7 protein-coding genes are annotated in these 13,768 nt (G+C 33.3%); 2 read left to right on the top strand and 5 right to left on the bottom strand.

Going from position 1 to position 13,768, the window contains the following annotated elements; all coding sequences use genetic code 11:
* Window positions 1-76: 76 nt before the first annotated feature.
* Entirely contained in the window at window positions 77-1,603 is a 1,527-nt protein-coding gene (locus tag AB3G39_RS04850) for a GH3 auxin-responsive promoter family protein (RefSeq protein WP_367772056.1), read from the bottom strand.
* Window positions 1,604-1,699: 96 nt separating this feature from the next.
* Here AB3G39_RS04850 and AB3G39_RS04855 point away from each other — a divergent pair, with 96 nt between their 5' ends.
* Window positions 1,700-2,494 (top strand): DUF2797 domain-containing protein, encoded by a 795-nt coding sequence (locus tag AB3G39_RS04855; RefSeq protein WP_367772054.1) that lies wholly within the window; start codon window positions 1,700-1,702, stop codon window positions 2,492-2,494.
* Between the two features lie 84 nt (window positions 2,495-2,578).
* Here the strand turns inward: AB3G39_RS04855 and AB3G39_RS04860 are convergent, their stop codons facing one another.
* Window positions 2,579-5,200, bottom strand: a complete 2,622-nt coding sequence (locus tag AB3G39_RS04860) for an AsmA-like C-terminal region-containing protein (protein WP_369766147.1) — start codon at window positions 5,198-5,200, stop codon at window positions 2,579-2,581.
* Window positions 5,201-5,424: 224 nt separating this feature from the next.
* A complete protein-coding gene (gene sppA / locus AB3G39_RS04865) occupies window positions 5,425-7,185 on the bottom strand; it encodes a signal peptide peptidase SppA (RefSeq protein ID WP_369752557.1) in 1,761 nt (586 codons plus the stop codon).
* Window positions 7,186-7,322: 137 nt separating this feature from the next.
* Between sppA and folK the strand changes: the two genes are divergently transcribed.
* Window positions 7,323-8,459, top strand: a complete 1,137-nt coding sequence (gene folK, locus AB3G39_RS04870; protein WP_369766148.1) for a 2-amino-4-hydroxy-6-hydroxymethyldihydropteridine diphosphokinase — start codon at window positions 7,323-7,325, stop codon at window positions 8,457-8,459.
* A 1-nt stretch (window position 8,460) separates the two neighbouring features.
* Here folK and AB3G39_RS04875 read toward each other — a convergent pair whose 3' ends face one another.
* Both AB3G39_RS04875 and AB3G39_RS04880 read right to left on the bottom strand, forming a co-directional pair.
* Complete coding sequence (locus tag AB3G39_RS04875) at window positions 8,461-10,761, bottom strand: T9SS type B sorting domain-containing protein (protein ID WP_369766149.1); 2,301 nt, start codon at window positions 10,759-10,761, stop codon at window positions 8,461-8,463.
* 82 nt (window positions 10,762-10,843) lie between these two features.
* Window positions 10,844-13,705 (bottom strand): T9SS type B sorting domain-containing protein, encoded by a 2,862-nt coding sequence (locus AB3G39_RS04880; RefSeq protein ID WP_369766150.1) that lies wholly within the window; start codon window positions 13,703-13,705, stop codon window positions 10,844-10,846.
* Window positions 13,706-13,768: the final 63 nt, after the last annotated feature.

Below are 13,768 nucleotides of genomic sequence, written 5' to 3' on the forward strand. Positions count from 1 at the left end.
CCACATCGCATGCGGTGTGGTCCGCAGGAGGCAAGTAGGGTAATACTAACTAATAAAAGTAAGACTTTTTTCATTTTTAGTAGATCACTTTAATCTGCATTTGTTTTAAATCTTCTAAATAATCACGCTGATTGGACAAGCGAGGAATTTTATGTTGCCCTCCCAATTTATGCCTGTCTTTCAACCAATCGTAAAATAAATTTTCGCGAGCTACATTAATTACTAACGGGTTTAACGTCATGTTATTGTGTCTTTTAGCTTCGTAATCTGAATTTAAAGACTGTAAAGTTTCATCCAATACTTTCTGAAAAAGAACCATATCAGTAGGTTTTCTCTTAAATTCTATCATCCATTCGTGAGCTCCTTTTTCTTTATCAACCATGAATATGGGAGCAACAGTATAATCAACTATTTCAGAATGGGTAATGCAACAGGCTTTAGCAATGGCCTGATCCGTATTCTCGACCATCAATTCTTCACCAAAAACATTAATATGATGTTTGGTTCGGCCAGTCACTCGAATTCGGTACGGATTTAAAGATGTAAAACGTACGGTGTCACCTATTAAGTAACGCCACAAGCCAGAATTAGTAGTAATAACAATGGCGTAATTTTTAAACAATTCAACATCTGCCAATCGAATGGTTTTTTGATTGGGAGTCCCAAAGGTGTCCATTGGAATAAATTCATAGAAAATCCCATAATCCAACATCAGTAACAAATCACTTGAATTGTTCAAATCTTGAATGGCAAAAAAGCCTTCGGAAGCATTGTATATTTCGTAATATTTAAAATCTTTTTTAGGTAGAATTTTTTGATATTGTTCGCGGTATGGATCAAAATTAACACCTCCATGAAAATACACTTCAAGATTAGGCCAGATTTCAAATAGATTTCCTTTGCCTGTTTCCTCTAGCATTTTATTCATTAAGACCAACATCCAGGATGGAACACCAGCAAAACTGGTTACATTTTCTTTCTTAGTTTCATTTATAATTGCTGCGATTTTAGTTTCCCATTCACTCATAAGCGAAATTTTGCTGCTAGGCGTACTACTAAATTCTGCCCAAATAGGCATATTTTCAATCAAAATAGCAGATAAATCTCCAAAAAAACTACTGTTGTTTTCATAGATCTGAGAGCTGCCGCCAAGGCGAAGGCTTTTGCCTAAAAATAATTCTGAATTCTCATTGTTGTTTAAATACAGGCATAATAAATCCTTACTTCCTTTGTAATGACAATCTTCTAATGCCTCATTACTTACTGGAATGAACTTGCTTTTTGCATTGGTTGTTCCGCTTGATTTTGCAAACCATTTAATGGGCGTTTCCCAAAATAAATTTTGTTCTCCATTTCGGGTTCGTTCAATTAAGGGGTTGATGTCTTCGTAACAAGTGACCGGAACTCTTTCGCTAAAAGTAGCGTACGAGTTTATTGATGCAAAATCATAATCTTTACCTAGAACGGTGTTCTTTGAAGAATGGATTAAATTCATAAGCAATTCCTCCTGAACCTCATTTGGGTATTTCAGGAAAAGTTCTATCTGATGGATTCGTTGTTTTAAAACCCAAGATGCAAACGAATTGATTATAGTTAATGGCATTTTTTAAAATTGGCGTTATGAAATTAGCATTATGAATGATAACTTTACCAAAAATAACAAAATTTGCCAAACATCAAACTTTAAACTTTAAACTTAATGCAATACGAAGGTGTACTTACTAAAATGCAAACTGAATTTGGAAATCCAATTCAATATTATTTAGTTTTCGAGGACGGTTTTTTAAATGTCAATCAATTACTAGATAAAAAAATTGAAATTGACTTTGTAGGGTATCAATGTTTGAATTGTGGAAAGAAGAAAAAAATATTTAGACAAGGATGTTGTTATGATTGTTTTTATTCCAGTGCTTCGGTTGGGGATTGGATTATGAAACCCGAATTAAGTACAGCACATTTAGGAATTGAAGATAGGGATTTGGCCTATGAAGAGAAAGTACAGTTGCAACCCCACATAGTCTATTTGGCTTTGTCTAGTGAAGTGAAAGTGGGAGTGACAAGAAAAACACAAGTACCTACAAGATGGATCGACCAAGGAGCAAATGAAGCTATTTCAATTGTTGAGGTACCTAATCGCTATTTAGCTGGAATTACAGAGGTAGCGCTGAAAAATTATTATGCTGATAAAACCAACTGGCGTAAAATGCTTACAAATAATGTGGAACATGTAGACTTAATTGCTGAACGTTTAAAATTAGAAAATTTGATTCCAAAAGAGGTTCATGAGTATTTCTTTTTGAATAAAAATGACTTGTATGAAATGCATTATCCAGTGTTGGAATATCCCACAAAAGTGAAAAGTTTAAGTTTGGACAAAACGCCTAGTTTTCAGGGGAAATTAACAGGGATTAAAGGGCAGTATCTTTTATTTGAAGATGGAACTGTTTTTAATATCCGTAGTTCTGAAGGATATGTGGTAAAGATTTTAGTTTAAAATTAAATCGTATAATGAAATGAAAAAGGGGAATCTCAGCATTGAGATTCCCCTTTTTCATTACTGTTCAAATAAGGTTTTTAATTAATTTACTTTGGTTGTATCGACCACTTTTTTCTTTTTATTAAAAAAACCATTCAGTAAATCGGTAGCTTTCGTTTTTACTTGTTCAGTAGCTTTTGTTTTAATTTCTTCTTTGGTAACTGGGATAACTGTTTTTGTAGTATCACCAGGTTTTTTATTTTTATTGATTAAATCAGTCAAAGCAGAAGTTCCTTGTTTTACTAGTCGCTCTTTTTGTTGTTGAACTAATTGATTTGTCAAATTAGTAACCGCTGTTTTAATGTCAGTTGTAATTTTTGGAGAAGTGAAATTCCCAGTTAAAACAGCATTAATAGGGATGCTTTCCATTTTTGCAGCATCTGCAGGAGATAATCTAGCTATAAGTGCATTGGCTTCAGTTCCTAAGTATTTAGCAGGAACATCAAATTTTAAATTGTAATTCATGCTTTGATCAAATCCATGCGTTCCGCCTATTGTCGCTTTGATGTCTTTGTATTTGATGTCAAATGGTTTTACATTCACTTTTCCATTTTCAAAAGTAATGGCTGCTTTTAAATCATTCAAATTAATTTTACTAACATCAATGAATTTCAAATTAGATCCCAATGCTGTTAGCAAAGTAGAGTTGGTTGAATTTAACGTAGTTGATAACAATTGTCCTAATAAATCTCCAGTCAATGTTTTTAAATCTGGGCTCATAGAATCTGTAAGATTTCCGTTTAATTTAATGGTGGAGTTTAATTTTCCATTAATGATACCGGCTATTGGAGCAATCTTTTTTAACATGTCCAGTTGGGTAAAAGATTGTGCAATATCCACTTGATTTAAACCTAAGTTCATTTCAAAAGTTGGTGTTTTTCCTTTTGTGGAAACGGCACCATTCAACCCAATTGTTCCACCAAAAATTGACGTTTTAACATTTTCCATGGTCATTTTTTCGTCTTTTACGATCAATTTTCCAGACACCTCTTTCAATGTTAAATTATCATATAAAACGGTATTTGCTTTTGCAGTAAGCGAACAGTTCAAGAAAGCTGGGATTTTCATCGCTTCTGCTTTTTTAGCTTCAGCTCCTGAATTTGTTTCGGGTGTCATAAAATCACTTACGGCCAATTGATTTGAATTCAAATTAAAATTCCCTTTCAATTCTTGGTTTTTAAATATAAAACCATAGAAATTTTCTAAAACTCCCGTTATAGCTAAATCACTTTTTCCAGTTGTTGCATTAAATTGTTTTAAATTTACTTGACTAGGATTGAATTGCACTAATGCATTACTGATGTTCATTGATTTGCCGTTTTCATCTACATATTTAAAACCAGACAAACTCATTTTACCAGCATTATTGATGTTTTGATATTCGCTTTTTTCAACAGATTGCATGTCAAATTTTGTCGTCACATCCGCTTTTAGAATTCCTGATAAGGGTTTATCTAATTTAATTGGATAGGCTTTCGATAAATTGGACAAATTGATTGTCCCTTTTAGTACGGCATCCACAATTGCATTTTGTGTTATGTTTTTGATGTTTGCTTTAGCATTAAAAACATCTTGATCTATTTTGAAAGATAGCTTATCTAAATTGATATAAGTATCATTCAAAGTCCCCGTTTCATTGATAATTTTAGTATCAATTACAATATTTTGTACTGATTTTGGTAAGTTAGGATATTTAAAGGAAGCATTATTTGACGCAATATCAATATTAAATTTAGGTACAGTTGTATCTGAATATAATCCTTTGGCAAAACCAGCCACTGTAAAATCCCCTGTTGTTTTTACATTGTCTAAACTCGATGCGTAAGCAGCTGGAATGATTCCTAAGAAATTTTTGAAAGAGGAAGTTGGGGTTTTAAATTTTAAATCATATTCTTGCCCAGCATCCACAAGCTGTATAAACCCGTCAAATTCCAATGGTAATTGATTGATTAAAGCTTTATTTTCCTTAAAAGTATATTTACTTTTATCTAGATCAATTCCTAGAACAGCGTCCAATGTCAAAGGAACTTTATTCATGTAATTGACTTTATCCATATCAAGAGATACCTTGGCTGTAGACTTTGTTACTAAGTCTAATTTTTGAGCTGCAAAATCACCTGTTCCTTCATGGTTAATGCTGTCGATGACCATTTTAATTTTGGACGATTCATCAAAGTATTTGAACTTGAAATTTTCAATTTTATAATTTTGAATATTTAAAGCTAAGGGACTACTTTTCGAATCAGTTTTAGAATTGTCTTTTATAGCAATATCGTAGTTGCCTATTCCATCTTTATTAAATAGAATGTTTATCAAACCATTTTTGGAAGTTATTCCTTGGATTTCCATCGCTTCATTCTTGCCTTTAAAAAGTTCTTTGATTGACATTTTTAAATTCAATTCTCCCAATGAGATTAAAGTATCTCCTTCAAACGGAGCTTTGTTGATAATAACCAGCTTATTTAATGTAACATTTGCATTCGGGAAGTTTTTAAACAAACTCAAATCAGCATCCGCAAAGGAAACTTTGGCATCTACTTTTTCATTTATAGCATCAGTAATTTTAGCCTTTATTTGATCCTTAAAGAAATAAGGAATAGCAAAAAGAGATGCCACTATTAAAAGCATTATGATTCCAACGATTTTTAATATTTTCTTTAACATAAGGTTTGCTGTTTATTTTTATTTGTAGTACAAAAATGTTGCCGTAATTTATTTACAAAAATAGCGTATTAGGGCTAAGATAATTTATAATATTTTCATAATAAGTTATATCTTTTTTGTTAGCAGTAGTTTGGTTTTAAGTCCTATAAATATAAAAAAAATCCGTCTGGTAACTAAACGAGACGGATTAAGATAAATGTATATTATTATTATTATTATTATTATTATTTTATATTAATTTCAAATGGCATCATGGCTTGCACTCCTTTTTGTTCTTGAAATCTTTTTACTTGTTCCATTAGCATATAATTTTCTTCGCCTATTTCCTCTTTTATGAAGTTTACTTTTGATTGTGCAAACGGTAGACTAGATAATAGATCATTAAAATCTTTCTTGTACTCAGGATAGTTTTGAGTACCATATTTTTGTGTTTTACTTAACTTCGCTGCTTCTTTGATAGCATCATTCAAACTACCAATTTTATCTACAAGTCCAATTTTTAAGGCTTCTGATCCAGCCCAAACTCTTCCTTGCGCAATAGCGTCTACTTGTTCGAAAGTCATTTTACGTCCTTCGGCTACATGAGTAACAAATGTATTGTAGATATGTTCTACACCTTCAAGAGTAACCGCTTTAAATTTTTCGTCTAATGGGACAAATGGACTATAACGGGACGCATTTTCATGAGTTCGTACTTGTTCCACATTAATACCTATTTTTTTCGTCAGTTGACTGAAATTAGGTAATATTCCAAAAACACCTATAGATCCTGTAATAGTGTTGTTTTCGGCAAAAATAGTGTTCGCATTACATGCAATATAATACCCACCTGAAGCAGCATAATTTCCCATAGAAACAACCACTGGTTTTACTTTTTTAGTCAATTCGACTTCTCTCCAAATTAAGTCAGAAGTTAATGCATTTCCACCTGGACTATCAATACGAAGTACTATTGCTTTTACATCTTTATTTTTTCGGGCTTCTTGTAGAGAACGACGCATAGATCCTTCACCAATAGTATTCACATCACCTTCTCCACTTTGAATTTCGCCTTGAGCATATATGATGGCAATTTTATTTTGTGTATCAGTAACAATGGAAGTTGTTTTTATTTTTTTAGCGTAGTCAAAAACGTTCACTTTGTTGTAATCTTCATCTTTGTCCACTTTTAATGCTTTTCTAATCGCATCATGATACACATCTTCGTAAGCAATCACATCTATTAATTTTTGCGCTTTAGCCATTTCTGGAGTTCTAGCAAGAAGACCATTAGCAATTTCATTTAATTTTTCTACGGAGACTTTTCGGCTGGAAGCAATTTCAGAAACTACAGAACCCCAAATTGAATTTAATAAAGCAGTGGTTTGCTCTCTATTGGCATCACTCATTTTGTTTTCAAGGAAAGGTTCTACTGCACTTTTGTATTTTCCATGGCGTATTACTTCCATTTTTACCCCTGTTTTTTCTTGAAAATCTTTGAAAAACATCAGTTCTGCCGATAATCCTTTGAAATCCATGTCGCCTACTGGATTTAAGTAAATCGTATTAGCAACGGAGTTTAAGTAATATTCTTTTTGCGTATAGGAATTGGCATAAGCCATAACAAATTTCCCTGATTTTTTAAAGCTTTCTAACTCATCTCTTAATTCTTTACTCTGAGCCATTCCCAGTGAAGATTCGTTATTTAAAATAGAAATCCCTTTTATGTCGCTATCATTTTTAGCGACTTCAATCGCATTAATAACATCAGATAAACCAACGCTTTTTTTGTCTGAAAAAATGTTGATCCAAGGATCTTCATATTTTCCGGCATAATCATATTTTATATCTTCTAAGTTTAATTCAATTACCGAGTTGCTTTTTATTGCTACCGCTTCCGATTCTCCTCCAAAAACAGCTGCAACAAGCACTATCCCGAAGAAAAACAACATAAAAAAGACAAACAAACCAACAATAGTTGCTAATACATTTCCTAAAAACTTCATAATCTTATTTTTTTAATATGTCGCAAAAAGCATCTAAATGTTACAGATAAGATATGTATAACCTCTAAATTTAGTTACTAACACTTTGTGCAAATATAGTTCTATTCTAAAATTGTTTTAGTTAATTTGTGCTTAATATGAAATCACAACATCAGGTCGTTTTATCTCTAGGTAGTAATCAAGGCAATCGCCTTGAAAACATTAAACAGTGTCTGGAATTAATTCACCAAGAAATAGGTACCATTATTAAAGTTTCTAAAGTATATGAAACACCATCATGGGGTTTTGAAAGTGATGCTTTTTATAATTGTGCATTGGTATTACATACTTTTAATTCGGCCAATAAAGTGCTTAATCTAGCATTAAAAATCGAAAAAAAACTAGGTCGGATTCGTACTGATGAAAAAGGATATCAATCTCGAATTATTGATGTTGATTTGATAGCTTTTGATGATATTATTATTGATTCTGAAAAGCTTCAAATTCCGCATCCTTTAATGCAAAATAGAAAATTTGTATTGTTGCCCATTCAGGATTTAGATTTGAATTGGGAACATCCTATTTTGAAAAAATCGATTTCAGTATTATTACAAGATTGTCCGGATGACAGTAATTGCGTTGTGGTTCATAATTTAGAAAGTCCATTGCAAAATATTTCTTTCGAACAATTTAATTATGTAGCTTTCGAAGGTAACATTGGAGCGGGTAAAACGACTTTGGCAACAAAAATAGCTGAAGATTTTAATGCCAAAACTGTTTTAGAACGTTTTGCTGATAATCCATTTTTACCCAAATTTTATAAAGACCAAAATAGATATGCCTTTCCACTTGAAATGTCATTTCTAGCGGATAGATACCAACAATTGTCAGATGATTTAGCACAATTTGATCTTTTTAAAGACTTTCTTGTGGCTGATTATCATATTTTTAAATCTTTAATTTTTGCAAAAATTACTCTTGCCGAAGATGAGTATCGCTTGTATCGTAATTTATTTGATATTATTTATAGAGAAATGCCCAAGCCGGATCTTTATATTTATTTGTATCAAAATTCAGAACGTCTTTTGCAAAACATAAAGAAAAGAGGAAGAAGTTACGAGCAAAAAATCCCCGCTGATTATTTGGACAAAATAAACAGTGGTTATCTGGATTATATTAAATCACAAACAGACTTAAATGTTTTAATTATTGATGTTTCGGATAAAGATTTTGTAAAAAATCAAGAAGATTACCTTTATATTTTAGACGAAATTAGAAAGAAAATTGCTTCGTAATTTATCTTTTTAACGAAAAATGACCTCTGATTTCGGGGCTTTCAGAATCTAGTTTTAATACATACCAATAATCGGATGCAGGCAAATCAGCTCCATTAAAAGTGCCGTCCCATGTTGTGTTTGACGGATTTAAAATGGTAATTAGTTTTCCGTAGCGATCAAATAAGGTTACGGTGGCTTCGGGGTAATTTTCTAAACCTTTAACTTCCCAAAAATCATTAAAAGTGTCATTATTAGGTGTGAAAAATTTAGGCATAATAATAGTAATGAATGTTTGACTATCAAAACTGCAATTTTTTGTATCTCTAACTGTTGCTGTTTGCAATCCGCTAGTGTATTTAGGAAAAACATTGGATCTCTGAAAATTAATTCCGTCAATCGAAAATTCAAAATAGTCAGCAGGAGTTTCAAGTTGAATCGAAATAGTGTTTTCCTCAATAAGCACCTCTTTTATTTTTGGTGCAGGATGTTCTATAACGGTAATTGTTTCGGTCAGAATACAGCTTTCTGGTGCTGGTCTTGTAACAGCTACAGTATAAGTGCCAGGTGTATTTATCTCAATAGTAGGTGTAGTTTCATTTGTCGACCATAAATATTTAACTCCGTATAGAGAGCCAGCAATTGTTATTTTTTCATCTTTGCATTTTACTATGTTTTGATCTTGAAATTTTGGCAAGTCATAAACAACTACTTCTACTGGCAGCCTTGCTCCAGTGGTACAGTTTTTATTTACGGCTTCAATATAAAATGTGGTATTTGTACTTAAAAACCGAGTCAAACTATTTCCAATCCCAATCAACGAACTTCCTGTTGGTTCACTGTACCAATAAATAGTACCTTCACTTACTGATGCAGTGAGGGTGATGTCACCTTCACCACATAAAGAGAATTTGGAATTCGGAGTAGTTATAACTGGAATGTTTAATATAGTAGCGATAATAGGGGTTCTAGTTGCTGATTTTGTACATAAGGGATATTTTGTTTCCACATAATAGGTTGTGGTTTTTGTAATTTCGGGTGTGGTGAAACTAGTTCCTGTAGCAATTGCTGTTCCGCCATTTTCGGTTTCATACCAATTAATAGTCCCTAAATTGGAGGTTGCCCCCAATGTTAACGTACCAGTGCCACATCTTGAATCAGTTGAGGTTTCAGTGATTTGGGGTATAATAAGAGAAGTACTTGTAGCGATGTAAATCTCTGGGTCACCTGGCATCCCTCCGTATTCAACAATATATCCATTGGCTTGTTGGGATCCTTTGTATGATTCTCCATAGTAATTTATATCATTCCATGATCCCTTGGTGCCAAGACCATCATTTTCAACAATAATTGCATAATCTTCGTCTTCGTTATCGATATTGTATAGATTGTCTGGTTCGTAATAAGGAATCCCAGCATACCAATTGCGACTACTTCTATTCCAATTCACATAATTGAGTGTTGATCCGATGCCGCGAGGGTTTGATCTGTAAACTCCAGGTGTCATTGTGCTTTCAAGATTGTAAAAAAATTGTATGCCTTTTTCGGGACCACTCATCCATCTCCAAATGCCTTCTTCAACTATGTCAGACCCTCCTATCCATCCTGTTCCTGATTGTTGTGTTGCTGCTAATTGATTTTCTTCGGCAGATAAAATAGTTGCTAAATAGCCTTGTAATCCATAGTATTTTTTGGCATTTGCTAAGTCATTTGCAACTCCCCAATCCAATCCAAATTTAGGTGCAGGACCAGAACCTGGAACAAATTCATAAAAATGGTTGTTTGAGGGTAAAAAACTAACTTTATCGACACTTATCGAAAAGGATCGGTTTCCAGTTGGCTTCAAGGAGGAATTTGTATATACAACATCTTTTACCGCATTAATGAATTCAGTATAGGAGACAAGTGAACCTGGATTTGAACTTGTAAGGGTAAGTCTTCCAGTATTTATATCCCAGTTTGCTATAATAGAAGGATGTGATCCCGTAAGTGATAATAAATCTTGTGTATCGTTGTAGCCAATTGAAATTTGGATATAAATAGCTTCTGTGCTTGTCTTTTCGGAATCATTTATAGTAAAGTCCGTTACAATATTTAAGCTGGTCTGCGGACAGTATATTTGATTTCCAGTTGCTTTTAAAATGGGTAATCCCACATTTATAATTTGAGGTAATTTTTTTTTTGAAATGGTATAATTTAATTTTCCTTCTTTAGATGAAAGTGTGTCTTTTTTTAAATCATAAAATGCATGATTAGCATACGTCATTTTTGAAGTCAAAAACAACAATAGAATACTACACTTAAAAAAAAGACTGCTTTTCATTTTATAAAAGTATTCTATTTTTTTGTAAAAGTAAATGAGTAGCTCTATTGTGTTTGTTTAAAGGTGTTTAAAAAATAATAATTTATCTTTTTAACGAAAAATGACCTCTAATTTCGGGTTGTGTGTCGTCTAGTTTTAATACATACCAATAGTCATCTGCAGGTAAAAGATTGGTGTTGTAACTGCCATCCCAGCTATATTTAACTGAGGTTAAATCTATTATTAATTTTCCATATCGATCAAAAATCTGAGCACTTGAATTGGGATAATCGCTCATTTCTTTTATTTTCCATACATCATTAAAACCGTCATTATTTGGTGTGAAATATTTTTGAATTGTAAAAATGGTAAAATCTTGTGCCACTAAGTTGCAATCATTGTTTTCTCTAACAAAAGCGGTATGTTGACCACTGGAAATAAAATAAAATTGATTTGAAACTTGAAAATCTAAGCCATTAATTGAATATTCGAAATAGCTTTCTGGATTTGCAAGCTCTATGGTAACTGAATTTTCATTAACCTCAATCGAACTAATAATAGGTTCTGGATGCTCTATTACGCTAATGTTCTTTTTCGATTCACAAGAAATAACAGTTGGGGAACTTATGGATACGCTGTAGTCACCAATAGTTGAAATTTCAATTGTCTGTGTGGTTTCTCCTCCTGGCGACCATAAATAAGTCATATTTGGAATGGATGCGTCTAGTATTTTCGTTTCACCTCGACACAAGACAACGTCTTGGTTCATAGTAGAAATAGGATATACAATTGCTGTAACTGGGATTCGGGAGCTTGGACATCCATCAGAAAACGCTTCAGCGTAATAGGTAGTTGTAGTATCTATATTAGGAGTCAAAAATGAATTTCCTGTAAATAATATAGAACCACCAATCGACTCTTTGTACCAATTAATATTGCCTACCGATGCAAATGCTTCTAGTATTACAGTTCCGGAGTCACATCGTGATGCTGCGGTTGTAACAATTACTGTAGGAGCAGCGTTGACTGTTGCAGTAACAGCAGTTCTTGTAGGACTTATGCATCCGTCTGAAATCGCATCGACATAATAAGTTGTTGTTGCGTTAATATTTGGAGTTGTAAATGAGCTCCCAGTGCGCAAGGAAGTTCCGCCAGTGGATGTGGCATACCAATTGATTGTTCCTGCCGAAGCTACTGCTCCTAAAGTTGCAGGTCCAGATTCACAAACTATTGATGGAGTCGTTGATGTAATTGTTGGTATTGTTTTGATAGTTGCAATAACAGGAGTTCTAGTTGAAATGCATCCTGCATCCACATAATAGGTGGTAGTTGCATTTAATAAAGGGGTGTCAAAATTATTACCTGTTTGTAATGTAGTGGTTGAAGTTGGAGAATCGTACCAATCGATAGTTCCAACTGAAGCTGTTGCATGAAGCGTCAAAGTACCAGGGCCACAATTCGTTGCAGGGATTGTTCCTGTTATTTTAGAAATTGTTATACTAGCACTTGCAGAAATTTGAAGAATTGGGTCTCCTGGCATGCCTCCATATTCCACAATATAGCCCTTAGGTTGGTAGTTCCCACTTGGGTCTCCGGATTCTCTTAGGTCATTCCAGGAGCCTTTAATTCCTACTCCGGGAGCTGTAATGTGTGCGTAATGTTCATTGTTGTTGGTGTTATTGGGTTCGTTTGTGTTCCAAAATGCAAAGTTAGGAGTGGAGCCGTTAGATGCGCCATTCCAAAATACAACACGATCTACGGCAGGGCCTGTTACCCATTTCCAAACACCTTCTGTTTCTGCATCGCTTCCACCAATCCAACCAGCACCTGCTGCTTGTTCTCCAGATATTTTTGCTTCATCTGCTGACGTGATAGTTGCTAGATAGCCTTGTAAACCATAGTAATTACTTCCTTCAGCAGCTAGTTTTGCATTAGTCCAACTTATTCCTAAAAAAGGAACAAATTCGTAATAATGACCATTTCTAGGGAGATAATTGGCTTGACCAATACTAATTGAGAAATCTCTAGTTCCAGAAGGGGAGGTTGTGGAATTTGAGAATTCAACATCTTTAATGGCTGCAATAAAATCTGCATATGTTACGGGTGTTCCGCTAATAGGGCTTGATAATTTTAGTTTGCCTTCATTTAAATTCCAAATGGCACTAATTGTTGGATGTGACAAAGGATTTGCTAATGACAATTGGTCTTGTCCGTTGACATATCCAGATGATATTTGGATATAAATAGCATCTGTGCTGAAATCGTCAGGATCTGTGATTGTAACATCGGTGACAATTTTTAATGAGGTTTTCGGGCAATAAATTTGATTTCCGCTCGCTGTAATTATAGGAGCAATATTTGTTTGACAAGTTGCTGAAAAACGAGAAGTTAAATCTTTAAAAACAGTGTAACTGGCATTGTAATATGCTACATTATCAACTAAGATACAAGATAAATCGGGGTTTAGAGTTGAGTCTAGGGCTAAATCATTTCCGTTCTTTAAGTTCAGTGTAATGAGTTTGTTGTTCTTGCAATATAACCGCGCAAGTTTTGTATTTTTAGAAACGTCCAAATTTGTTAATTGATTCTGTTCGCAACTTAAAAATGTTAAATTAATATTCTTTGAAACATCAAGAGTTTTTAAATTGTTTTGATCGCAAATCAAAACTTGTAAATTAATATTTTTTGAAATATCTAAATTGTTAAATTGATTTCCTATACTGGTTGCTAAATATGTCAAACTAGTAAAATCCTCTATTCCAGTCAGATCAAATATGTTTGCAAATTGAAGATTTATGCTAGTAACTCCACTAATATTTGTTGTAAGAACTCTTCCGTCAATTGTTCCATTATCAATGCCTAAATTTATTAAAGCTTGCTCAAAATTCGCATCAGGAATTGATGTGTATTGGGCTTGTGCAGTAATATTTGCAAGCAAAACAAGAAGGAAGAATAGTTTTTTCATAAATAAGTGACAAAATAATAATAAATCAATTAAACTATAGGATAATGCACCAATTATTTATTT

This window comes from Flavobacterium sp. WC2416 (genome assembly GCF_041200095.1).
Classification (GTDB): domain Bacteria; phylum Bacteroidota; class Bacteroidia; order Flavobacteriales; family Flavobacteriaceae; genus Flavobacterium.

Coding starts and splice junctions, on each gene's coding strand:
- AB3G39_RS04860 (WP_369766147.1), bottom strand. CDS start 5,200: ATGTTAAAGAAAATATTAAAAATCGTTGGAATCATAATGCTTTTAATA.
- AB3G39_RS04855 (WP_367772054.1), top strand. CDS start 1,700: ATGCAATACGAAGGTGTACTTACTAAAATGCAAACTGAATTTGGAAAT.
- sppA (WP_369752557.1), bottom strand. CDS start 7,185: ATGAAGTTTTTAGGAAATGTATTAGCAACTATTGTTGGTTTGTTTGTC.
- AB3G39_RS04880 (WP_369766150.1), bottom strand. CDS start 13,705: ATGAAAAAACTATTCTTCCTTCTTGTTTTGCTTGCAAATATTACTGCA.
- AB3G39_RS04875 (WP_369766149.1), bottom strand. CDS start 10,761: ATGAAAAGCAGTCTTTTTTTTAAGTGTAGTATTCTATTGTTGTTTTTG.
- folK (WP_369766148.1), top strand. CDS start 7,323: ATGAAATCACAACATCAGGTCGTTTTATCTCTAGGTAGTAATCAAGGC.
- AB3G39_RS04850 (WP_367772056.1), bottom strand. CDS start 1,603: ATGCCATTAACTATAATCAATTCGTTTGCATCTTGGGTTTTAAAACAA.